Genomic DNA, 22,882 nt, shown 5'->3' with positions numbered 1-22,882 from the left:
GTTAACGATTTTTAATTTGGAAGCATGCTAATGGCTACGATTCATGTAGACGGCAAAGAATACGAGGTCAACGGCGCGGACAACCTGCTACAGGCATGTCTGTCCTTGGGCCTTGATATTCCGTATTTTTGCTGGCACCCGGCGCTGGGAAGCGTCGGTGCTTGCCGCCAGTGTGCGGTGAAGCAATACCAAAACGCGGAAGATACGCGTGGTCGCCTGGTGATGTCCTGTATGACGCCAGCCACCGACGGTACCTTTATCTCTATTGACGACGAAGAAGCGAAACAGTTCCGTGAAAGCGTGGTGGAGTGGCTGATGACTAACCACCCGCACGACTGTCCGGTCTGTGAAGAGGGCGGTAACTGCCATCTTCAGGATATGACCGTGATGACGGGGCACAGTTTCCGTCGCTACCGTTTCACCAAACGTACCCACCGCAACCAGGATCTGGGGCCGTTCATCTCGCACGAAATGAACCGCTGCATCGCCTGCTACCGTTGTGTGCGTTACTACAAAGATTATGCCGACGGCACCGATCTGGGCGTCTATGGCGCGCATGACAACGTCTACTTCGGGCGTCCGGAAGACGGTACGCTGGAAAGCGAATTCTCCGGTAACCTGGTCGAGATTTGCCCGACCGGCGTCTTCACCGATAAAACGCACTCCGAGCGTTACAACCGTAAATGGGACATGCAGTTTGCGCCGAGCATCTGTCAGCAGTGTTCCATCGGCTGTAACATCAGCCCGGGCGAGCGCTATGGCGAATTACGCCGTATCGAAAACCGTTACAACGGTACCGTTAACCACTACTTCCTCTGCGACCGCGGTCGTTTCGGCTATGGCTATGTGAACCTGAAAGACCGTCCGCGTCAGCCGGTTCAGCGCCGTGGCGATGACTTCATCACCCTCAACGCCGAGCAGGCGATGCAGGGCGCGGCGGATATTCTGCGCCAGTCGAAGAAAGTGATCGGTATCGGTTCGCCACGCGCCAGCATTGAGAGCAACTTTGCGCTGCGTGAGCTGGTTGGTGCGGAAAACTTCTACACCGGTATCGCGCGCGGCGAGCAGGAACGTCTGCAACTGGCGCTGAAAGTGCTGCGTGAAGGCGGAATTTACACCCCGGCGCTGCGGGAGATCGAATCTTATGACGCGGTACTGGTCTTGGGTGAGGATGTCACTCAGACCGGCGCGCGCGTTGCGCTGGCGGTACGCCAGGCGGTGAAAGGTAAAGCGCGTGAAATGGCGGCGGCGCAGAAAGTGGCCGACTGGCAGATTGCGGCCATCCTTAACATCGGCCAGCGTGCCAAACATCCGCTGTTCGTGACCAACGTGGACAACACCCGTCTGGATGATATCGCCGCCTGGACCTATCGCGCGCCGGTGGAAGATCAGGCGCGCCTGGGCTTTGCGATTGCTCATGCGCTGGACAATACAGCGCCTGCGGTTGACGGTATCGACAGCGACTTACAAAACAAAATTGATGTCATTGTGCAGGCGTTGGCCGGCGCGAAAAAACCGCTGATTATCTCCGGCACTAACGCCGGTAGCAGTGAGGTGATTCAGGCGGCCGCCAACGTGGCGAAAGCGCTGAAAGGCCGTGGTGCCGACGTCGGTATTACTATGATTGCCCGCTCCGTGAACAGCATGGGGCTGGGCATGATGGGCGGCGGTTCGCTTGACGATGCGTTGGGCGAGCTGGAAACCGGCAGCGCGGACGCGGTGGTGGTGCTGGAAAACGATCTCCACCGTCATGCAAGCGCTACACGCGTGAACGCCGCGCTCGCCAAAGCGCCGCTGGTGATGGTGGTTGACCATCAGCGCACGGCGATTATGGAAAACGCGCATCTGGTGCTTTCTGCGGCAAGCTTCGCCGAAAGCGATGGTACGGTCATCAACAACGAAGGCCGCGCGCAGCGCTTCTTCCAGGTTTATGATCCGGCCTACTACGATAACAAGACGATTATGCTGGAAAGCTGGCGCTGGCTGCATTCGCTGCACAGCACCGTCGAAAACCGCGAAGTGGACTGGACTCAGCTTGACCACGTGATCGACGCGGTCATTGCCGCCATGCCGCAATTTGCCGGCATTAAGGACGCCGCGCCGGATGCGACCTTCCGCATTCGCGGGCAGAAGCTGGCGCGCGAACCGCATCGTTACAGCGGTCGTACGGCGATGCGCGCCAATATCAGCGTGCATGAACCACGTCAGCCGCAGGATAAAGACACCATGTTCGCCTTCTCGATGGAAGGGAATAACCAACCGACTGCCCCGCGATCTGAAATTCCGTTCGCCTGGGCGCCGGGCTGGAACTCCCCGCAGGCGTGGAACAAGTTCCAGGATGAAGTGGGCGGCAAACTGCGTCACGGCGATCCGGGCGTGCGTTTGATTGAAGCGACTGAGGGCGGTCTGGATTATTTCACTACCGTGCCGGCAAGCTTCCAGGCGCAGGACGGTCAGTGGCGTATTGCGCCGTATTACCACCTGTTTGGCAGCGACGAATTGTCTCAGCGTTCTCCGGTCTTCCAGAGCCGTATGCCGCAGCCGTATATCAAACTTAACCCGGCGGATGCCGCGAAATTGGGCGTCAATGCCGGGACGCGCGTCTCCTTTAGCTACGATGGCAATACGGTGACGCTGCCGGTTGAAATCTCTGAAGGGTTAGCGGCAGGGCAGGTAGGGCTGCCGATGGGTATGCCTGGCATCGCGCCGGTTCTGGCTGGCGCGCGTCTTGAGGATCTGCGGGAGGCGCAACAATGAGTTGGATTACACCGGATCTGATTGAGATCCTGCTGAGCATTCTCAAAGCGGTGGTGATTCTGCTGGTGGTCGTCACCTGCGGGGCCTTCATGAGCTTTGGCGAACGTCGTCTGCTGGGTCTGTTCCAGAACCGTTATGGACCAAACCGCGTTGGCTGGGGTGGCTCGCTCCAGCTGGTCGCGGATATGATCAAGATGTTCTTTAAAGAAGACTGGATCCCGAAATTCTCGGATCGCGTCATCTTTACCCTGGCGCCGATGATCGCGTTTACTTCGCTGCTGCTCTCCTTCGCCATTGTGCCGGTTAGCCCTAACTGGGTGGTGGCCGATTTAAACATCGGGATTCTGTTCTTCCTGATGATGGCCGGTCTGGCGGTTTACGCGGTGCTGTTCGCCGGTTGGTCGAGCAACAACAAATACTCGCTGCTGGGCGCGATGCGCGCGTCTGCCCAGACGGTGAGCTATGAAGTGTTCCTTGGTCTTTCCCTGATGGGCGTGGTGGCGCAGGCCGGTTCATTTAATATGACCGATATCGTCAATAACCAGGCGCATCTGTGGAACGTGATTCCGCAATTCTTTGGGTTTGTTACTTTCGCCATCGCGGGCGTAGCGGTCTGTCACCGTCACCCGTTTGACCAGCCGGAAGCCGAGCAGGAACTGGCGGACGGTTACCACATCGAATATTCCGGGATGAAATTCGGTCTGTTCTTCGTGGGGGAGTACATCGGCATCGTCACCGTTTCCGCGCTGATGGTAACGTTGTTCTTCGGTGGCTGGCATGGCCCGTTCTTACCGCCATTCGTCTGGTTCGCGCTGAAAACCGCGTTCTTCATGATGATGTTCATTTTGATTCGTGCGTCGTTACCGCGTCCGCGTTATGACCAGGTAATGTCCTTCGGCTGGAAAGTTTGCCTGCCGCTGACGCTCATCAACTTGCTGGTAACGGCGGCTGTCATTCTGTGGCAGGCGCAATAAGGGACACAAAGACCATGACCTTAAAAGAATTATTAGTAGGTTTCGGCACTCAGGTACGCAGTATCTGGATGATCGGCCTGCATGCGTTCGCCAAACGCGAAACGCGGATGTATCCGGAAGAGCCGGTCTATTTACCGCCCCGTTACCGTGGCCGTATCGTGCTCACGCGCGACCCGGACGGTGAAGAGCGCTGCGTTGCCTGTAACCTGTGTGCGGTAGCCTGTCCGGTAGGCTGTATCTCTCTGCAAAAAGCGGAGACCAAAGATGGCCGCTGGTATCCGGAATTTTTCCGCATTAACTTCTCACGCTGCATCTTCTGCGGCCTGTGCGAAGAAGCGTGCCCGACCACGGCGATTCAGTTGACCCCGGACTTCGAACTGGGCGAATACAAACGTCAGGATCTGGTGTACGAAAAAGAGGATCTGCTGATTTCCGGTCCGGGCAAATACCCGGAATATAACTTCTACCGGATGGCGGGTATGGCAATCGACGGCAAAGATAAAGGCGAAGCAGAGAACGAAGCCAAGCCTATCGACGTCAAGAGCCTGTTACCGTAAGGAGAGGGCAATGGAATTCGCTTTTTATATCTGTGGCCTGATAGCCATCCTCGCGACCCTGCGAGTGATCACTCATACCAATCCGGTACACGCGCTGTTGTATCTGGTGATATCGCTACTGGCGATTTCCGGGGTGTTCTTTTCGCTGGGCGCATACTTTGCCGGTGCGCTGGAAATTATCGTCTACGCGGGTGCCATTATGGTGCTGTTTGTGTTCGTGGTGATGATGCTCAACCTCGGCGGCAGCGAAATCGAACAGGAACGCCAGTGGCTGAAGCCGCAGGTGTGGATTGGTCCGGCGGTTTTGTCGGCCATTATGCTGGCGGTCATTGTGTACGCCATTCTGGGCGTTAACGACCAGGGCATCGACGGCACGCCGATTAGCGCGAAAGCGGTGGGCATTACGCTGTTCGGGCCTTATGTTCTGGCGGTCGAACTGGCGTCTATGCTGCTGCTGGCAGGCCTGGTGGTGGCGTTCCACGTCGGTCGTGAAGAGCGTGCGGGCGAAGTGCTAAGCAACCGCGCCGATGACCGCGCGAAAAGAAAAACGGAGGAGCGCGCATGATCCCCTTAACACACGGACTGATCCTCGCTGCGATTTTATTCGTCCTGGGTTTAACCGGTCTGGTTATCCGCCGCAATCTGCTGTTTATGCTGATCGGGCTGGAAATCATGATTAACGCCTCCGCGCTGGCCTTTGTGGTCGCCGGGAGCTACTGGGGCCAGACCGATGGTCAGGTGATGTACATTCTCGCCATCAGCCTTGCGGCTGCGGAAGCGAGTATTGGACTTGCACTGTTGCTGCAACTCCATCGCCGTCGCCAGAACCTGAACATCGATTCAGTAAGTGAGATGCGTGGATGAACATGCTTGCCTTAACCATTATTCTGCCATTGATTGGCTTTGTACTGCTGGCGTTCTCTCGCGGACGCTGGTCGGAAAATCTCTCCGCGACCATTGGCGTGGGCTCCGTTGGTCTGGCGGCGTTGGTGACAGCGTTTGTCGGGATGGATTTCTTCGCCAACGGCAAACAGGCGTTCAGCCAGCCGCTGTGGACGTGGATGTCGGTCGGTAACTTCAACATCGGTTTTAACCTGGTGCTGGACGGCCTGTCGCTGACCATGCTCTCTGTGGTCACCGGCGTCGGCTTCCTGATCCACATGTTCGCGTCCTGGTACATGCGTGGGGAAGAGGGCTACTCCCGCTTCTTCGCTTATACCAACCTGTTTATCGCCAGCATGGTTGTTCTGGTGCTGTCCGATAACCTGCTGTTGATGTACCTCGGCTGGGAAGGCGTGGGCCTGTGCTCTTATCTGTTGATCGGCTTCTATTACAGCGATCCGAAGAATGGCGCAGCGGCAATGAAAGCCTTCGTGGTGACCCGTGTCGGTGACGTGTTCCTCGCCTTCGCGCTGTTCATTCTCTACAACGAACTGGGCACGCTGAACTTCCGCGAAATGGTCGAGCTGGCGCCAGCGCACTTTGCTGACGGCAACAATATGCTGATGTGGGCGACGCTGATGCTGCTGGGCGGCGCGGTCGGTAAATCTGCGCAGCTACCGTTGCAGACCTGGCTTGCCGACGCGATGGCCGGCCCGACGCCGGTCTCCGCGTTGATCCACGCCGCGACGATGGTTACCGCCGGTGTCTACCTGATCGCACGCACGCATGGCCTGTTCCTGATGACCCCGGAAATTCTGCATCTGGTGGGCATTATCGGGGCGATTACGCTGGTCATGGCGGGTTTCGCCGCGCTGGTGCAGACCGACATCAAACGCGTGCTGGCCTATTCCACCATGAGCCAGATTGGCTACATGTTCCTGGCGCTGGGCGTACAGGCGTGGGATGCGGCGATTTTCCACCTGATGACGCACGCCTTCTTTAAAGCGTTACTGTTCCTGGCCTCCGGCTCGGTAATTCTGGCCTGCCATCACGAACAGAACATCTTTAAGATGGGCGGTCTGCGTAAGTCGATTCCACTGGTGTATGCCTGCTTCCTGGTGGGGGGCGCGGCGCTGTCGGCGCTGCCGCTGGTCACTGCGGGCTTCTTCAGTAAGGATGAGATCCTGGCTGGCGCGATGGCGAACGGTCATATCAATCTGATGGTGGCGGGTCTGGTCGGCGCGTTCATGACCTCGCTGTACACCTTCCGGATGATTTTCATCGTATTCCACGGGAAAGAACAAATTCATGCTCATGCAGGGAAGGGGATTACCCACCATCTGCCGCTGATTGTCCTGATGATTCTGTCTACCTTTGTTGGCGCGCTGATTGTGCCGCCATTGCAGGGGGTGCTGCCGCAGACAACTGAACTGGCGCATGGGCGCGTCATGACCCTGGAAATTACCTCTGGCGTAGTGGCGATTGCCGGCATCCTGATTGCCGCATGGCTGTGGCTGGGTAAACGCACGCTGGTGACGTCGATCGCCAACAGCGCGCCGGGCCGTCTGCTGGGGACCTGGTGGTATAACGCCTGGGGCTTTGACTGGTTGTACGACAAAGTATTCGTCAAGCCATTCCTCGGTATCGCCTGGCTGCTGAAGCGCGACCCGCTTAATGCGTTGATGAACATTCCGGCTATCCTTTCCCGTTTTGCAGGCAAAGGCCTGGTACTGAGCGAGAACGGTTATTTGCGCTGGTATGTGGCATCCATGAGCATCGGCGCGGTTGTGGTGCTGGCGCTGTTGATGGTACTGCGTTGATCGTAAAGTGAATTTTATCCAAATTCGTTGAAAATCAGGCCTCTGTCAGAGGCCTTAAAAAGGAATAAAAATCGCCATGTTACTACCCTGGCTAATATTGATTCCCTTTATCGGCGGCTTTCTGTGCTGGCAGACCGAACGCTTTGGCGTGAAGGTGCCGCGCTGGATAGCGCTGATTACCATGGGGCTGACGCTGGCGCTCGGTCTGCAATTGTGGTTGCAGGGCGGCTACTCACTGACGCAATCCGCCGGTATTCCACAGTGGCAATCTGAATTTGTCCTGCCGTGGATCCCGCGTTTTGGCATCTCTATCCATCTGGCGCTCGACGGACTGTCGCTGCTAATGGTGGTGCTGACCGGCCTGCTCGGCGTTCTGGCGGTGCTTTGCTCCTGGCGAGAAATCGAAAAATATCAGGGCTTCTTCCACCTGAACCTGATGTGGATCTTAGGCGGCGTTATCGGCGTGTTCCTGGCCATCGACATGTTCCTGTTCTTCTTCTTCTGGGAAATGATGCTGGTGCCGATGTACTTCCTGATAGCGCTGTGGGGCCACAAAGCTTCTGACGGGAAAACGCGTATCACGGCGGCGACCAAGTTCTTCATCTACACCCAGGCGAGTGGTCTGGTGATGCTGATTGCCATCCTGGCGCTGGTCTTTGTGCACTACAACGCGACCGGCGTGTGGACCTTCAACTATGAAGAGCTGCTGAATACGCCGATGTCCCACGGTGTGGAATATCTGCTGATGCTGGGCTTCTTCATCGCCTTCGCGGTGAAAATGCCGGTGGTTCCGCTGCATGGCTGGCTGCCGGATGCGCACTCCCAGGCGCCGACCGCCGGTTCCGTCGACCTGGCCGGTATCTTGCTGAAAACCGCCGCTTACGGTCTGCTGCGTTTCTCCCTGCCATTGTTCCCGAACGCGTCGGCGGAGTTTGCGCCTATCGCCATGTGGCTGGGCGTTATCGGCATTTTCTACGGCGCGTGGATGGCCTTTACCCAATACGACATCAAGCGCCTGATTGCCTATACCTCCGTTTCCCACATGGGCTTCGTGCTGATCGCTATCTACACCGGCAGCCAACTGGCGTACCAGGGCGCGGTGATTCAGATGATTGCGCACGGTTTGTCCGCGGCGGGTCTGTTCATTCTGTGTGGCCAGTTGTACGAACGTCTGCATACGCGTGACATGCGTATGATGGGCGGCCTGTGGGGCAAAATGAAATGGTTGCCTGCGCTGTCCATGTTCTTTGCGGTGGCGACGCTCGGGATACCGGGCACCGGTAACTTTGTCGGCGAATTTATGATTCTGTTCGGCAGCTACCAGGTGGTGCCGGTGATTACCGTGATCTCCACCTTTGGGCTGGTATTCGCCTCTGTATACTCGCTGGCGATGCTGCATCGCGCTTACTTTGGTAAGGCGAAGAGCCAGATTGCCAGTGTAGAACTGCCAGGGATGTCGCTGCGCGAGCTGTTTATCATTCTGTTGCTGGTGGTGCTTCTGGTACTGCTTGGCTTCTATCCGCAGCCGATTCTGGATACCTCGCATTCTGCGATGAGCAACATCCAGCAGTGGTTTGTTAATTCCGTTACTACTACAAGGCCGTAAATCGCCATGACAATAACTCCACAACACCTGATTGCGCTGCTACCGCTGCTGATCGTCGGCTTGACGGTGGTGGTTGTGATGCTCTCCATTGCGTGGCGACGCAATCACTTCCTCAATGCCACGCTGTCGGTCATTGGGCTTAACGCTGCTCTGGTTTCGCTTTGGTTTGTCGGCCAGGCCGGGGCAATGGACGTCACGCCGCTGATGCGCGTTGACGGCTTTGCGATGCTCTACACCGGGCTGGTGCTGCTGGCGAGCCTCGCCACCTGTACCTTTGCCTACCCGTGGCTGGAAGGCTATAACGATAACCAGGAAGAGTTCTACCTGCTGGTGTTAATCGCCAGCCTGGGCGGAATTCTGCTGGCGAACGCCAACCATCTGGCGGCGCTGTTCCTCGGTATTGAACTGATCTCACTGCCGCTGTTCGGCCTGATTGGTTATGCTTTCCGCCAGAAACGCTCGCTGGAAGCCAGTATCAAATACACCATCCTCTCCGCCGCCGCCTCGTCTTTCCTGCTGTTCGGGATGGCGCTGGTCTATGCGCAGTCCGGCAACCTGTCTTTCGAAGCGCTCGGTAAGAGCCTCGGCGATGGTATGCTGCACGAGCCGTTGCTGCTGGCGGGCTTTGGCCTGATGATTGTCGGTCTGGGCTTTAAACTCTCTCTGGTGCCGTTCCACCTGTGGACGCCAGACGTTTACCAGGGCGCGCCTGCGCCGGTTTCTACCTTCCTGGCGACGGCGAGCAAAATCGCTATCTTCGGCGTGGTGATGCGTCTGTTCCTCTATGCGCCGGTAGGCGACAGCGAAGCGGTACGCGTGGTGCTGGGCATTATCGCCTTTGCCTCTATCATCTTCGGTAACCTGATGGCGCTGAGCCAGACCAACATCAAACGTCTGCTCGGTTACTCTTCTATCTCTCACCTCGGCTATCTGCTGGTGGCGCTGATTGCCCTGCAGAGCGGCGAGATGTCGATGGAAGCGGTAGGCGTTTATCTGGCCGGTTATCTGTTCAGCAGCCTCGGCGCGTTTGGCGTGGTCAGCCTGATGTCCAGCCCGTTCCGCGGCCCGGATGCCGACTCCCTGTACTCTTACCGTGGTCTGTTCTGGCACCGTCCGGTTCTTGCCGCGGTGATGACGGTGATGATGCTGTCGCTGGCAGGTATCCCAATGACGCTGGGCTTTATCGGCAAATTCTACGTGCTGGCGGTCGGCGTTCAGGCCAGCCTGTGGTGGCTGGTCGCCGCCGTGGTGGTGGGTTCCGCGATTGGTTTGTACTACTACCTGCGCGTTGCGGTGAGTCTCTACCTGCACGCGCCGCAGCAACCGGGACGCGACGCGCCGACAAACTGGCAGTACAGCGCAGGCGGTATCGTGGTGCTGATCTCCGCGTTGCTGGTGTTGGTACTGGGCGTCTGGCCGCAGCCGCTGATTAGCCTTGTGCAACTGGCGATGCCGCTGATGTAATGCCGCGTTGATGATGTCAATAACCGCCGATTTATCGGCGGTTGAGGCTGATGAGCAATACCTGAGCCTCTAAATGTTGGATTGCATCCAACTTATGAAAACCTGTGACGCATAGAGACCATAGACTCGTTGGGTGAGGCGTAGCCGAAACCCAACACTTTTTCAACGAACACAGAACCAGATGCCGGATAAGGCGTAGTCGCTATCCGGCATCAACGTTGTATTAGTGGCGTAGGTTGGGTGGAGCGAAGCTAACCCAAATTCATACCCAACACGTCCCGACGAACGAAGAGCCGGATGTTGGGCGGTTCCGTAAGCGCCAGCGGTTTCATATGGGTAATTCACAATAATTGTCGAAGTGTTAAACATATGGCCCATTACTCCGCTATAAAAATTATAACGTGACTGTCATTTCTCAGGCATCGCTGATAAAAACTCAGCAGTTTGTCCATTTCTTGCATCAGGCAGTGGAACAACTCTCCCAACTGTTTTCGTGACCCGTTTCCCGGATAAATGTTTATCTCATCGACTTCAATGGGAAAAATTTGATCTGAAGTGTATTTCTGTCAGCGTTTTTCAAGGCGTCCGATCGCGCTCAGTTCATTATTTCATGTGACGGCAGCATATAATATCTTTCCATCAATAACGTGAGTGTCGGCACGGCTTAATGGATTGCTGTTTGGTGGGTTGTAAAAGGAAGTATCGGCGAGGGCACAGTGCAGATAGTCCCCCATCTTATATATTCACTTTTGGTAAATCGGTCACCTGTAAATAGTGTTCTTCACGCAGAATCTGTGGGTCGAACGCCAGCAACTGATTAAGCCGTTCATCTTAAACGTAAATATTATTTACCTCAAAAATATAATTATCTTTTTTATTATTGGTGGCTATTAACGCAGGTAAAATTATTTTCTACTTTCGTCATGCTGATAATAAAAGTAAAGCGGAATATAATGCAGGACATCTGCAGAGAATTACCCGAATATAATTGAAAAGGAATTTGTATGCTTAACGGAAAAACATTAATGCTGTTGTTGGGTGGGGTTATTCTCTCGGGCTGTGGGCCGGAGCCCTCCGACCCGCAGGGAAATAATCCGGCTGAGTTAAAACAGAAGCGGACTATCCAGAAAGAAAATAGCGCTCAGGCCGGGGATGACACTGTCCAGAAAAGACAAGCCGAGGCCGCCCAACAGGCTGCGAAAAAAGCAGCCGAATATGCTGAAGCCAAAGCCCTGGCAGATGCCAAAGCGGCATCTCTGGCAACAGCCGAAGCACCGCAATATGTAATGCAGACACGTGCCGCGGCACCAAAAGCGTTCGCTGCACAAGGCGGTAATGTAATGGGGACCGCGCGTTACGAACACTACGATGAAAATCCGATTAAACAGGTAAGTCAGGCGCCGCTCGCCACGTTTAGTCTGGATGTAGACACTGGCAGCTACGCTAACGTGCGGCGCTTTCTGAATCAGGGACAACTGCCGCCGCCGGAAGCCGTGCGGGTAGAAGAGATGCTCAATTATTTTCCCGCGCCTCAGCCCGTTGCGGATAAGCAGGATAATACTAAACCCATTGCGGCCTGTATACCGATGCCATTTGCGGTTAAATACGAACTGGCTCCCTCGCCGTGGAACGCGCAGCGTACGCTATTAAAAGTTGATGTTCAGGCCCGGGACATGCAGACCAGAGATCTGCCACCTGCCAACCTGGTTTTTCTCATTGATACTTCCGGCTCTATGCAGCCAGCGGAACGCCTGCCGTTGATCCGGTCGGCGCTAAAACTGTTGGTGAACGATCTGCGTGCGCAGGATAACATCACGATTGTGACCTACGCGGGCGGCACTCACGTCGCGCTTGCGTCTACAGCGGGAAATAACACAACCGCGATTAAAGCGGCAATTGATAATCTGGATGCTTACGGGAGTACCGGTGGTGAAGCGGGATTACGACTAGCCTACGAGCAGGCCGAAAAAGGGTTTATCAAAGGCGGCGTTAACCGCATTTTGTTGACCACCGACGGTGATTTTAACCTCGGTATTACCGATCCCAAAGACATCGAAGCGCTGGTAAAAAAAGAGCGCGAGAAAGGTATTACCTTATCTACGCTGGGCGTCGGCGATGACAATTTCAACGAAGCCATGATGGTGAGAATTGCTGATGTGGGTAACGGCAATTACAGCTACATCGACTCCCTCTCCGAGGCGCAAAAAGTCCTCAAGGATGAAATGCATCAAACGCTGGTCACCGTTGCCAAAGATGTAAAATCGCAAATCGAATTTAATCCGCAGTGGGTGACTGAGTACCGGCAGATTGGTTATGAAAAACGCCAACTGCGCGACGAGGATTTCAATAACGATAAGGTTGATGCCGGTGATATCGGCGCGGGTAAACACGTCACGCTATTCTTTGAACTGACGCTTAACGGGCAGAAAGCCTCGGTGGATAAACTGCGCTACGCTCAGGACAAAGCCGCCTCAAAGCCAACAAAATCAAGCGAGCTGGCGTGGATCAAATTGCGCTGGAAAGCGCCGCAGGGCAGCGAAAGTACATTAGCCGAGTTCCCGGTCGTTATGGGAAAAATGCCGATCTTTGCTGACGCCTCTGAAGATTTTCGTTTCCGCGCGGCGGTAGCGGCTTTCGGGCAAAAACTGCGTGGCTCAGAAACGCTGGCAGATACGACCTGGCCGCAAATTATTAAATGGGGTGAACAGGCGCGCGGGGAAGATAAACAAGGCTATCGCGCGGAGTTTATTAAACTGGTAAAACTGGCGGAAGGCTTGTCTCACTAAGCGTCAGGGGATGCCTGTACTGTAGGCATCCCCTGTTACGTCAGGCGCTTTTGCGGCTGATCAGTGGTCCCTGGCTGTTTGTTGCTGCGCGCTCCAGCACTTCCTGAATGACCGAAGAGAGTTCGTTAATCTCAAACTTGGCCACGTAGCCGTCGGCCTGCACTTTACGTATATGATCTTCGTTGGCACTGCCGGAAAGGGAAGAGTGAATAACGACCGGGATCTTTTTCAGCCGTTCATCGGTTTTAATTTTACGCGTTAACGTAAAGCCATCCATCTCCGGCATCTCAAGATCTGTCAGGACCAGCGCGATTTTCTCGCTAATTGGCTTACCTTCGGCCTCCGCTTCCTGCGCCAGTTGCTGGATTCTCTCCCAGGCATCCTTGCCGGTCACATGCATCTGGTGCGGAATTCCCATCGCGTTCAGCCCTTTTTCCAGCATCGCGCGGGCGACTTTGGAGTCTTCCGCCACAATGGCTACCGCGCCTGGGGTAATATAAAATTTATTGGTCTTCAGATTGGTGGCGCGCAGATCGTGGCTGGAGGGGACAATATCATAAAGGATCTGCTCAACGTCGAGCACCAGCGCCAGGTTGTTGGTTTCTTTGTTGTCATCCAGGCAGGCAATACTGGTGATGTAGCGACCGTTGACGGCTTTCTCGGCGGTATGCACCTGTTGCCAGTCAAGACGCATAATATTTTCCACCGACTCGACGGCAAATGCCTGTACGCTGCGCGCATATTCGGTGATCAGCAAAATATTCAGCCCGGTTTCCGGCTTGCAGCCCGCTACCGCTGGCAAATCAATCACCGGAATGACCTGATCCCGAATATTGACCATGCCCAATAGCGGCGCTTTCATGCCTGCCGGGCGCGTAAAGGCGGGCATTGGTACGATTTCGCGCAGCTTAAATACATTGATGCCGAACAGCTCTGACTTCTGTTCATGCAGCGATGTACCAAGACGGAATAACAGCAGTTCAAAACGGTTGGACAGGGTTAAATTGGCCCTGTCATCAATATCTTTCTGAAAATTGTCCATCCTAACCTCATTATGAAAGCCTGCCTTTTTTAGTGTTATCGGCAATGAGGACAAAAAATGGAGCGCTAAACCGGGAAAACAGAAAAATCGTAAGCCAGCTCCGTCGCCGGGAAAATAGCGCGGCATTCCGCCAGTAAGCGCTGACAGCCTTTATCGTCATAGCGTGAGCTAATATGGGTCATGATCAGCCGACCGACGGCAGCTTCCCGCGCCAGCGTCGCGGTTTGACGGGTGGAGCTGTGTCCGCGAGCGTTGGCTTTCTCCTCCATTGACGCATCCAGCGTGGTTTCATGGACCATCACATCCACGCCTTGCGCCAGCGCGAGGGCGGCCTCGCAGGGCGCGGTATCGCCGAAAATCGCCACTGATTTCCCGGCCACGGCGGGAGCAAGGTAGTCGGCGCCATTGATCTGCCTTCCATCGGCAAGCGTGACGGTTTTTCCTGCCTTCAACGCCTGAAACAGCGGGCCGGGCGTAACGCCTGCGGCTTTTAACGCCCTGGCATTCAGCGCGCCAGGCTTGTCATGTTCAACAACGCGATATCCGTAGCACTCCAGTGGATGCTCCAGCCTGAACGCGGTCACTTTACGCAGACCGTCGTCAAGAATATCGCCTGCGCTAATTTCTTCAATTTGCAACGGAAAATCGGTCCATGAACCGCTAAGGCGCAGTGTGGTTGCAATAAACTCACGCACGCCTTGAGGTCCGTATACGGTTAGCGGATGGGGATTCCCCGCCATCGACCGGCTGCATAGCAGACCCGGCAGGCCAAACAGATGATCGCCGTGAAGATGGCTGATAAAAATGCGCTCAAGCTTACCGGGATGAAACGCGGTATTAAGCATTTGATGCTGTGTCCCTTCGCCGCAATCAAAAAGCCATACTCCCGGCTGCGTTGGATGTTGCAGATGTAATAAAATTGCCGTTACATTGCGTGAGCGCGTGGGAACGCCTGCGGACGTACCTAAAAAAATTAATTCCATCTTGTCCATACACGTTTGGTTATCGTTTAACCCAAGATTACCACAACACAGGAGCGCATCATGATTGACTGGCAGGATCTCCACCATAGCGAACTTACCGTTCCTCAACTTTACGCGTTACTCAAATTGCGCTGCGCGGTCTTTGTGGTAGAACAGCGCTGTCCTTACCTGGATGTGGATGGCGATGATTTAGTTGGCGACAATCGTCATATTTTGGGCTGGCATCAGGATGAGCTGGTGGCGTATGCGAGGATTCTGAAAAGCGATAACGAATCAGACCCGGTTGTTATTGGCCGGGTGATCGTCAGCGATGCCTGGCGAGGGGCGAAACTGGGCCAGCAATTAATGGCGAAAACGCTGGAATCTTGTGGGCGGCACTGGCCGGATAAGCCGCTATATCTGGGTGCGCAGGCGCATCTGCAACCTTTTTATGCGCGGTTTGGTTTTATTCCCGTCACCGATGTTTATGACGAAGACGGCATTCCGCACCGGGGAATGGCGCGGGAGGTTCATCAGGCATAAACCGAAACCGTTGACTATAGTTAGGAGCAGGTGTTAACACAACGGAGAATGAGAATGTCATATCAATTTGGTGAATCACGTGTTGATGATGATCTGACTTTGCTCAGCGAAACGCTGGAAGAGGTTTTACGTTCCTCAGGCGATCCCGCCGATCAAAAATACATTGAGCTGAAAGCCCGCGCGGAACAAGCGCTGGAAGAGGTGAAAAACCGCGTAAGCCATGCGTCGGATAGCTATTATTACCGGGCAAAGCAGGCCGTTTATAAAGCGGATGACTACGTTCATGAAAAACCCTGGCAGGGTATTGGCGTAGGCGCGGCGGTAGGACTGGTGCTTGGACTGCTGCTGGCGCGGCGCTAAATCCCCCCACTGAACAGAATTGCAACCCTCCCTAAATGAGGTACTGCTTTTTTAGGGCAGTACCCCGTATAATGTGGGGTTTTTAACAGGGAGGGTCCGCGTGCATTCTATTACTACTGCGCTGGAAAATCTGACGCGTCAGCTATCGCAAGAGATACCGGCGACGCCAGGGCTTTGCGTTTTCGATGCGCCTTTCCCTTTAAACGATGCCTTCGATGCATTGAGCTGGCTGGCCAGCCAGTCATCCTTTCCGCAATTCTACTGGCAACAGCGCAATGGCGACGAAGAAGCTGCCGTTCTCGGGGCCATCACCGTATTTTCATCGCTCGATCTGGCGCAACGGTTTTTACGTCAGCACGCGCAGCCTGACCTGCGTATTTGGGGGCTGAATGCGTTCGAGCCGAAAGAGGGCTACTTATTGCTGCCGCGGCTGGAGTGGCGACGTAGCGGTGGTACGGCGACCTTACGCTTACATCTGCACAGTGACGTTTCGCTACGCGATGATGCGCGCCAGGCGAAAGCGTTTCTCGCTTCTCTGGTCGGCATTAAGCCTGTTCCGGCGCTACGCCTTTCGCTCACGAGCGAACAACACTGGCCGGACAAAGACGGTTGGGTGAAGCTGATTCAGCAGGCCACCCACACCATTGCGCAAGAGGCGTTTGATAAAGTTGTGCTGGCGCGGGCCACCGACTTACAATTCTCCCGTCCGGTCAATGCCGCCGCGATGATGGCGTCCAGTCGTCGTTTAAATCTCAACTGCTACCACTTTTTTATGGCCTTTTCCGCCGATACCGCCTTTCTGGGATCATCGCCGGAGCGGCTCTGGCGGCGGCGTGAAACGGCGCTGCGTACCGAAGCGCTGGCCGGGACGGTGGCGAACCATCCGGATAACCATAAAGCCTGGCAGCTTGGCGAATGGTTAATGAAAGACGATAAAAACCAGCGAGAAAATATGCTGGTTGTCGAAGACATCTGCCAGCGACTGCAAAACTGCACCCACTCGCTGGATGTGCTGCCGCCGCAGGTGCTCAGACTGCGCAAGGTACAGCATTTGCGCCGCTGTATCTGGACGGCGCTTAATCAGGCGGACGACACGCTCTGCCTGCACCAGTTACAGCCTACCGCAGCGGTCGCCGGGATCCCTCGTGAACCCGCGCGTTGTTTTATAGAACAACATGAGCCGTTCGAACGTGAATGGTATGCCGGGTCGGCAGGCTATCTCTCCACGCGGCAAAGTGAGTTTTGCGTGACGTTACGTTCAGCCAAAGTGACGGCCAATGTGGTGCGATTGTATGCCGGCGCGGGAATCGTCCGCGGCTCCGATCCGGAACAGGAATGGCAGGAAATAGATAATAAAGCGGCCGGGTTACGTACCTTATTGCAGATGGATGCGTAATGAGTCACATATTCCCGACCCATATCAATAATCCATTTTTGCAGCTCTTTATACTTAGTCCCAATGATTGATACCGGACAAACTCATGTCAGTAAGTGCATTTAACCGGCGCTGGGCGGCGGTCATCCTGGAAGCCTTAACCCGTCATGGCGTCAGGCATGTTTGTATCGCCCCTGGTTCCCGTTCCACGCCGCTCACGTTGGCGGCGGCAGAGAATCCTGCTTTTATTCACCATACGCACTTTGATGAGCGTGGGCTTGGTCATCTGGCGTTAGGGCTGGCGAAAGTCAGCCAACAGCCGGTTGCCGTTATTGTCACTTCAGGTACCGCCGTGGCGAACCTCTATCCGGCGCTGATTGAGGCGGGTCTGACGGGCGAGAAGCTCATTTTACTTACCGCCGATCGCCCGCCGGAGCTGATTGACTGCGGCGCCAACCAGGCGATCCGTCAGGCGGGGATGTTTGCCTCGCACCCCTCCCAAACTCTGTCGTTGCCGCGTCCCACGCAGGATATTCCGGCGCGCTGGCTGGTGTCGACCATCGACAATGCGCTCGCCATGCTTCATGCGGGCGCGCTGCACATTAACTGTCCTTTTGCCGAACCGCTGTATGGCGATATGAATGACACCGGTCTGGTCTGGCAGCAGCGTCTCGGCGACTGGTGGCAGGATGAAAAACCCTGGCTGCGCGAAGCGCGTCGACTGGCAAGCGACAAACAGCGCGACTGGTTCTTCTGGCGACAAAAACGCGGCGTCGTTGTCGCCGGGCGTATGAGCGCGGAAGAAGGCAAAAAAGTGGCGCAGTGGGCGCAAAATCTGGGATGGCCATTAATTGGCGACGTATTGTCGCAAACCGGGCAGCCGCTGCCGTGCGCCGACCTGTGGCTCGGCAACGCCAAAGCGGTGACCGAACTGCAGCAGGCGCAGATTGTCGTCCAGCTTGGCAGTAGCCTTACCGGAAAACGCTTACTGCAATGGCAGGCAACCTGCGAGCCGGAAGAGTACTGGGTAATCGACAATATTGAAGGTCGTCTGGACCCTGCGCACCATCGTGGACGCAGACTGGTAGCGAAAATCGCCGACTGGCTGGAACTGCATCCGGCGGAAAAACGTAAACCGTGGTGTGTAGAGATCCCGCGTCTGGCGGAACTGGCGTGGCAACGGGTGGTCGCGCAGCGAGACACCTTTGGCGAAGCGCAGCTGGCGCACCGTATCCGCGACTATCTGCCGGAGCAGGGGCAATTGTTCGTGGGCAATAGTCTGGTGGTGCGTCTGATCGACGCGCTGTCGCAGTTGCCGGCCGGCTATCCGGTATACAGCAATCGCGGGGCGAGCGGCATTGACGGCCTGCTTTCCACTGCGGCGGGCGTGCAGCGCGCCAGCGCCAAATCGACGTTGGCTATCGTCGGCGATTTATCCGCGCTGTACGATCTTAACGCGCTGGCGTTACTACGTCAGGTATCCGCGCCGTTTGTGTTGATTGTGGTCAACAATAACGGCGGGCAGATCTTTTCCCTGCTGCCGACGCCGCAAAGCAAACGCGAGCGCTTTTATTTGATGCCGCAAAACGTCCATTTTGACCATGCGGCTGCCATGTTTAACCTGCGCTATCATCGCCCGGAAAACTGGGAAGAACTGGAGTCTGCGCTGGCTGGCGCGTGGCGAACCCCGGCGGCAACGGTGATTGAGCTGGTGGTAAACGATACGGACGGCGCGCAGACGTTGCAGCAACTTTTGGCTCAGGTAAGCCATCTATGATGTTGCACGCGCAGCACATGCCCGGACAGCCTGGGGCGCCCTCGCTGGTTTTCCTGCACGGTTTTTCTGGCGATTGCCGCGAATGGCAGCCGGTTGGCGAACAGTTTCACGGCTGTTCGCGGCTCTATATTGACTTACCGGGACATGGCGGATCTACGGCTATTCCGGTCGGCGGCTTTGCCGATGTCATCAGATTACTGCGCGCTACGTTAATTAGTTACAACATACTAAAGTTTTGGTTGGTGGGATACTCTCTTGGCGGCCGGGTGGCGATGATGGCAGCCTGCCAGGGAATACCAGGCCTGTGCGGCCTGGTGGTCGAAGGCGGTCATCCGGGGCTGCAAAATGAACAGGCGCGCGCTGAAAGACGATTGTCCGACGGGCGCTGGGCAGAGCGTTTTCGTCGTGAACCCCTGACTGAGGTTTTTCACGACTGGTATCAGCAGCCGGTGTTCGCCTCGCTGACGGCGCAGCAAAGGCAGACGTTGACGGCGCTGCGTAGCCAGAATAACGGCGAAACGCTGGCTGCGATGCTGGAGGCGACATCGCTTGCCGTCCAGCCGGATTTACGCGAGGCGCTCAACGCGCTGGCATTTCCGTTTTATTATTTATGTGGCGAACGCGACAGCAAATTCCGCGCCCTGGCGCAGGAAGTGGCGGCGACATGCCATGTTATTCGTAACGCCGGACACAACGCGCATCGGGAAAACCCCGCTGGCGTGGTAGACAGTCTGGCTCAGATTCTGCGTCTCTGACTAAAGGACACACTATGATCTATCCTGATGAAACAATGCTTTACGCACCGGTAGAATGGCACGACTGCTCGGAGGGTTACACCGACATTCGTTATGAAAAATCCACCGACGGTATTGCAAAAATCACCATTAATCGTCCGCAGGTGCGCAATGCATTTCGTCCGTTGACCGTCAAAGAGATGATTCAGGCGCTGGCGGATGCCCGTTACGACGACAACGTGGGCGTGATTATTCTGACCGGCGAAGGCGATAAAGCGTTTTGCGCGGGCGGCGACCAGAAGGTGCGCGGCGATTACGGCGGTTATCAGGATGACTCCGGCGTGCATCACCTGAACGTGCTGGACTTCCAGCGCCAGATTCGCACCTGTCCAAAACCGGTTGTCGCGATGGTCGCGGGTTACTCCATCGGCGGTGGTCATGTGCTGCACATGATGTGCGACCTGACCATCGCGGCGGAAAACGCCATCTTCGGCCAGACCGGTCCGAAAGTCGGCTCCTTTGACGGCGGTTGGGGCGCTTCGTATATGGCGCGTATCGTTGGTCAGAAGAAAGCGCGTGAAATCTGGTTCCTGTGCCGCCAGTACGATGCGCAACAGGCGCTGGACATGGGGCTGGTTAACACCGTCGTTCCGCTGGCGGATCTGGAAAAAGAGACCGTGCGCTGGTGCCGCGAAATGTTGCAAAACAGTCCGATGGCGCTGCGTTGCCTGAAAGCGGCGCTGAATGCCGATTGTGACGGTCAGGCCGGGCTGCAGGAGCTGGCGGGCAACGCTACCATGCTGTTCTACATGACCGAAGAAGGGCAGGAAGGCCGTAACGCCTTTAACCAGAAGCGTCAGCCTGACTTCAGCAAATTCAAACGGAACCCATAATGCGTAGCGCGCAGGTATACCGCTGGCAGATCCCCATGGACGCGGGGGTGGTTCTGCGCGACAGGCGGTTAAAAACTCGCGACGGGCTGTATGTTTGTCTGCGTGACGGCGAGCGTGAGGGATGGGGAGAGATCTCTCCGCTGCCGGGCTTCAGTCAGGAAACGTGGGAAGAGGCGCAGACGGCGCTCCTGACGTGGGTGAACGACTGGCTTCAGGGGAGCGAGGGATTACCGGAGATGCCTTCGGTCGCGTTTGGCGCAAGCTGCGCGCTGGCGGAACTGACAGGCGTATTGCCGGAGGCGGCGGACTATCGCGCTGCGCCGTTATGCACTGGCGATCCTGACGATTTGGTGCTGCGGCTTGCCGATATGCCCGGCGAGAAAATCGCTAAGGTCAAAGTGGGTCTTTATGAAGCGGTACGCGACGGCATGGTGGTTAATTTGCTGCTGGAGGCGATCCCGGATCTGCATCTGCGTCTGGATGCGAATCGCGCCTGGACGCCGCTAAAAGCCCAACAGTTCGCAAAGTACGTTAATCCGGATTACCGCGCTCGTATCGCCTTTCTCGAAGAACCGTGTAAGACGCGGGATGATTCCCGCGCCTTTGCCCGTGAAACCGGCATCGCGATTGCCTGGGACGAAAGTCTGCGCGAAGCGGATTTCACCTTTGAAGCCGAAGAGGGCGTCAGGGCTGTGGTTATCAAACCTACGCTGACCGGATCGCTTGATAAAGTGTGTGAGCAAGTCGCTGCCGCCCATGCGTTGGGACTGACGGTGGTTATCAGCTCTTCCATCGAGTCCAGCCTCGGCCTGACGCAACTGGCGCGGATTGCCGCCTGGTTGACGCCGGGAACGCTGCCCGGACTGGATACCTTGCATCTGATGCAGGCGCAACAGGTTCGCCCCTGGCCCGGTAGCGCGTTGCCTTGTCTGAAGCGTGATGAGCTGGAACGACTGTTATGACATTCACGGACTGGCCGTGGCGCCACTGGCGTCAGGTTCGCAGCCAGGCGCCCGCTCTGCGCCTGAACGATGAAGTGCTAAGCTGGCGCGCCCTCTGTGAGCGTATTGATGCGCTGGCGGGCGGGTTTGCCGCGCAGGGCGTACGCGAGGGCGACGGTGTCCTGCTGCGCGCCGGGAATCAGCCGCGCACTCTGTTGGCATGGCTTGCGCTGATGCAGTGCGGCGCGCGGGTTCTGCCCGTCAATCCGCAGTTGCCCCAGACGTTGCTGGAGGCGCTGGTGCCGAAGTTAACGCTGCGTTTTGCGCTGACACTGGAAGGCGAAAACGCGTTTTCCGGATTAACCGCGTTGCAGATACAAAAGAGCACAGCGGCGTATGCTGTGGACTGGCAACCGCAGCGTCTGGTTTCCATGACGCTGACATCGGGTTCCACAGGATTGCCAAAAGCGGCCGTACATACGTGCCAGGCGCATCTTGCCAGCGCGCAGGGAGTGCTTTCGCTAATGCCGTTTGGCCCTCAGGATGACTGGCTGCTATCGCTGCCGCTGTTTCATGTATCCGGGCAGGGTATTATGTGGCGCTGGCTCTTCGCCGGGGCGCGCATGACGGTACGCGATAAGCAACCGCTGGAGCAGATGCTGGCAGGGTGTACTCATGCTTCGCTGGTGCCGACGCAGCTATGGCGGTTGCTGGCGAATCGGGCGGCGGTGACGCTGAAAGCCGTTTTGCTCGGCGGCGCGGTGATTCCGGTTGAACTCACCGACCAGGCCAGCAAACAAGGGATTCGCTGCTGGTGCGGGTATGGGCTCACGGAGTTCGCGTCTACGGTATGCGCCAAAGAGGCCGATGGTTCGGATGATGTTGGCGCGCCGCTTCCCGGCAGAGAGATCAGAATCGTCGATAATGAAGTCTGGCTGCGCGCCGCCAGTATGGCGGAAGGTTACTGGCGTGATGGCAAACTGATCCCGCTGGTTAATGACGAAGGCTGGTTTGCCACGCGCGATCGCGGCGAGCTGAACCACGGCAGGCTAACCATCGCCGGGCGGCTGGACAACCTGTTCTTTAGCGGCGGCGAAGGCATTCAGCCGGAGGAAGTCGAACGCGTTATTAATGCGCATCCGCTGGTGCAACAAGCCTTCGTCGTGCCGGTAGAAGATAAAGAGTTTGGTCATCGTCCCGTTGCGGTTGTGGAGTATGCATCGCAGGCCGGAGACGTGAACCTCGCTGAATGGGTTCGTGATAAGCTGGCGCGTTTTCAACAGCCGGTTCGCTGGTTGACGATGCCGTCAGAACTGAAAAACGGAGGGATTAAAATATCTCGCCGTGCGCTCCAGCAGTGGGTGTGTGAGAACTGTAAAAATTAATGTTAGGTTAATATACAACCATTC

The 22,882-nt window shown here is 56.2% G+C and carries 20 protein-coding genes; 17 read left to right on the top strand and 3 right to left on the bottom strand.

Annotation, left to right across the window (positions count from 1 at the left end; all coding sequences use genetic code 11):
• The first annotated feature begins 30 nt into the window (after positions 1–30).
• The 8 genes from nuoG (at position 31) to nuoN (ending at position 10,060) form a co-directional block, all read left to right on the top strand.
• Positions 31–2,757, top strand: a complete 2,727-nt coding sequence (gene nuoG / locus J4617_RS13565; RefSeq protein WP_017465985.1) for an NADH-quinone oxidoreductase subunit NuoG — start codon at positions 31–33, stop codon at positions 2,755–2,757.
• Positions 2,754–3,731, top strand: a complete 978-nt coding sequence (gene nuoH / locus J4617_RS13560) for an NADH-quinone oxidoreductase subunit NuoH (protein ID WP_000118515.1) — start codon at positions 2,754–2,756, stop codon at positions 3,729–3,731. Before nuoG ends, nuoH begins: the two co-directional genes overlap by 4 nt.
• Positions 3,732–3,745: 14 nt before the next feature.
• Entirely contained in the window at positions 3,746–4,288 is a 543-nt protein-coding gene (gene nuoI / locus J4617_RS13555; protein ID WP_000172747.1) for an NADH-quinone oxidoreductase subunit NuoI, read from the top strand.
• A gap of 10 nt (positions 4,289–4,298) precedes the next feature.
• On the top strand, positions 4,299–4,853 hold the full coding sequence (gene nuoJ / locus J4617_RS13550; RefSeq protein ID WP_000393522.1) for an NADH-quinone oxidoreductase subunit J: 555 nt from the start codon (positions 4,299–4,301) through the stop codon (positions 4,851–4,853).
• Entirely contained in the window at positions 4,850–5,152 is a 303-nt protein-coding gene (nuoK, locus tag J4617_RS13545) for an NADH-quinone oxidoreductase subunit NuoK (protein ID WP_000612687.1), read from the top strand. The genes nuoJ and nuoK overlap by 4 nt, the downstream gene beginning before the upstream one ends.
• Positions 5,149–6,990, top strand: a complete 1,842-nt coding sequence (gene nuoL / locus J4617_RS13540) for an NADH-quinone oxidoreductase subunit L (RefSeq protein ID WP_001056582.1) — start codon at positions 5,149–5,151, stop codon at positions 6,988–6,990. Before nuoK ends, nuoL begins: the two co-directional genes overlap by 4 nt.
• Positions 6,991–7,066: 76 nt before the next feature.
• Entirely contained in the window at positions 7,067–8,596 is a 1,530-nt protein-coding gene (gene nuoM / locus J4617_RS13535; protein WP_017465984.1) for an NADH-quinone oxidoreductase subunit M, read from the top strand.
• A gap of 6 nt (positions 8,597–8,602) precedes the next feature.
• Positions 8,603–10,060, top strand: coding sequence for an NADH-quinone oxidoreductase subunit NuoN (gene nuoN / locus J4617_RS13530; RefSeq protein WP_000156667.1), 1,458 nt, complete (start codon positions 8,603–8,605; stop codon positions 10,058–10,060).
• A 377-nt stretch (positions 10,061–10,437) separates the two neighbouring features.
• On the opposite strand, the gene J4617_RS13525 is transcribed toward nuoN, so the two are convergent.
• Positions 10,438–10,596, bottom strand: a complete 159-nt coding sequence (locus J4617_RS13525) for a DUF1877 family protein (RefSeq protein ID WP_106746827.1) — start codon at positions 10,594–10,596, stop codon at positions 10,438–10,440.
• Positions 10,597–11,064: 468 nt separating this feature from the next.
• Here J4617_RS13525 and J4617_RS13520 point away from each other — a divergent pair, with 468 nt between their 5' ends.
• Positions 11,065–12,846 carry a VWA domain-containing protein gene (locus tag J4617_RS13520; protein ID WP_017465983.1) on the top strand — a complete coding sequence of 594 codons (1,782 nt, stop codon included), beginning with the start codon at positions 11,065–11,067 and terminating at the stop codon, positions 12,844–12,846.
• A 40-nt stretch (positions 12,847–12,886) separates the two neighbouring features.
• On the opposite strand, the gene J4617_RS13515 is transcribed toward J4617_RS13520, so the two are convergent.
• Entirely contained in the window at positions 12,887–13,888 is a 1,002-nt protein-coding gene (locus J4617_RS13515; RefSeq protein WP_000368560.1) for a chemotaxis protein, read from the bottom strand.
• 65 nt (positions 13,889–13,953) lie between these two features.
• Entirely contained in the window at positions 13,954–14,871 is a 918-nt protein-coding gene (gene rbn / locus J4617_RS13510; protein WP_000419093.1) for a ribonuclease BN, read from the bottom strand.
• A gap of 60 nt (positions 14,872–14,931) precedes the next feature.
• Here rbn and J4617_RS13505 point away from each other — a divergent pair, with 60 nt between their 5' ends.
• From J4617_RS13505 to menE, 8 genes are all read left to right on the top strand, one after another.
• Positions 14,932–15,393 carry a GNAT family N-acetyltransferase gene (locus J4617_RS13505; protein WP_000568155.1) on the top strand — a complete coding sequence of 154 codons (462 nt, stop codon included), beginning with the start codon at positions 14,932–14,934 and terminating at the stop codon, positions 15,391–15,393.
• Between the two features lie 54 nt (positions 15,394–15,447).
• The gene (gene elaB, locus J4617_RS13500) at positions 15,448–15,753 is read left to right on the top strand and encodes a stress response protein ElaB (RefSeq protein ID WP_001522308.1); all 306 of its coding nucleotides are present in this window, start codon (positions 15,448–15,450) and stop codon (positions 15,751–15,753) included.
• Positions 15,754–15,853: 100 nt separating this feature from the next.
• Positions 15,854–17,149: an isochorismate synthase MenF gene (gene menF, locus J4617_RS13495; RefSeq protein WP_000555674.1), complete on the top strand. Its 1,296-nt coding sequence runs from the start codon at positions 15,854–15,856 to the stop codon at positions 17,147–17,149.
• Between the two features lie 85 nt (positions 17,150–17,234).
• Positions 17,235–18,905 (top strand): 2-succinyl-5-enolpyruvyl-6-hydroxy-3-cyclohexene-1-carboxylic-acid synthase, encoded by a 1,671-nt coding sequence (gene menD, locus J4617_RS13490; RefSeq protein ID WP_017465982.1) that lies wholly within the window; start codon positions 17,235–17,237, stop codon positions 18,903–18,905.
• On the top strand, positions 18,902–19,660 hold the full coding sequence (gene menH, locus J4617_RS13485) for a 2-succinyl-6-hydroxy-2,4-cyclohexadiene-1-carboxylate synthase (RefSeq protein ID WP_017465981.1): 759 nt from the start codon (positions 18,902–18,904) through the stop codon (positions 19,658–19,660). Before menD ends, menH begins: the two co-directional genes overlap by 4 nt.
• 14 nt (positions 19,661–19,674) lie before the next feature.
• Complete coding sequence (gene menB, locus J4617_RS13480; protein ID WP_000640013.1) at positions 19,675–20,532, top strand: 1,4-dihydroxy-2-naphthoyl-CoA synthase; 858 nt, start codon at positions 19,675–19,677, stop codon at positions 20,530–20,532.
• The gene (gene menC, locus J4617_RS13475; protein ID WP_017465980.1) at positions 20,532–21,494 is read left to right on the top strand and encodes an o-succinylbenzoate synthase; all 963 of its coding nucleotides are present in this window, start codon (positions 20,532–20,534) and stop codon (positions 21,492–21,494) included. The genes menB and menC overlap by 1 nt, the downstream gene beginning before the upstream one ends.
• Positions 21,491–22,858, top strand: a complete 1,368-nt coding sequence (menE, locus tag J4617_RS13470) for an o-succinylbenzoate--CoA ligase (protein WP_000144667.1) — start codon at positions 21,491–21,493, stop codon at positions 22,856–22,858. The genes menC and menE overlap by 4 nt, the downstream gene beginning before the upstream one ends.
• Positions 22,859–22,882 lie beyond the last annotated feature (24 nt).

The sequence above is a fragment of the Salmonella sp. 32010601201800023SM genome (assembly GCF_017572235.1).
GTDB classification, from domain to species: Bacteria; Pseudomonadota; Gammaproteobacteria; order Enterobacterales; family Enterobacteriaceae; genus Salmonella; species Salmonella enterica.
Note: the sequence above shows the minus strand (reverse complement) of the source record. Positions and strands in the feature narration are given on the sequence as shown.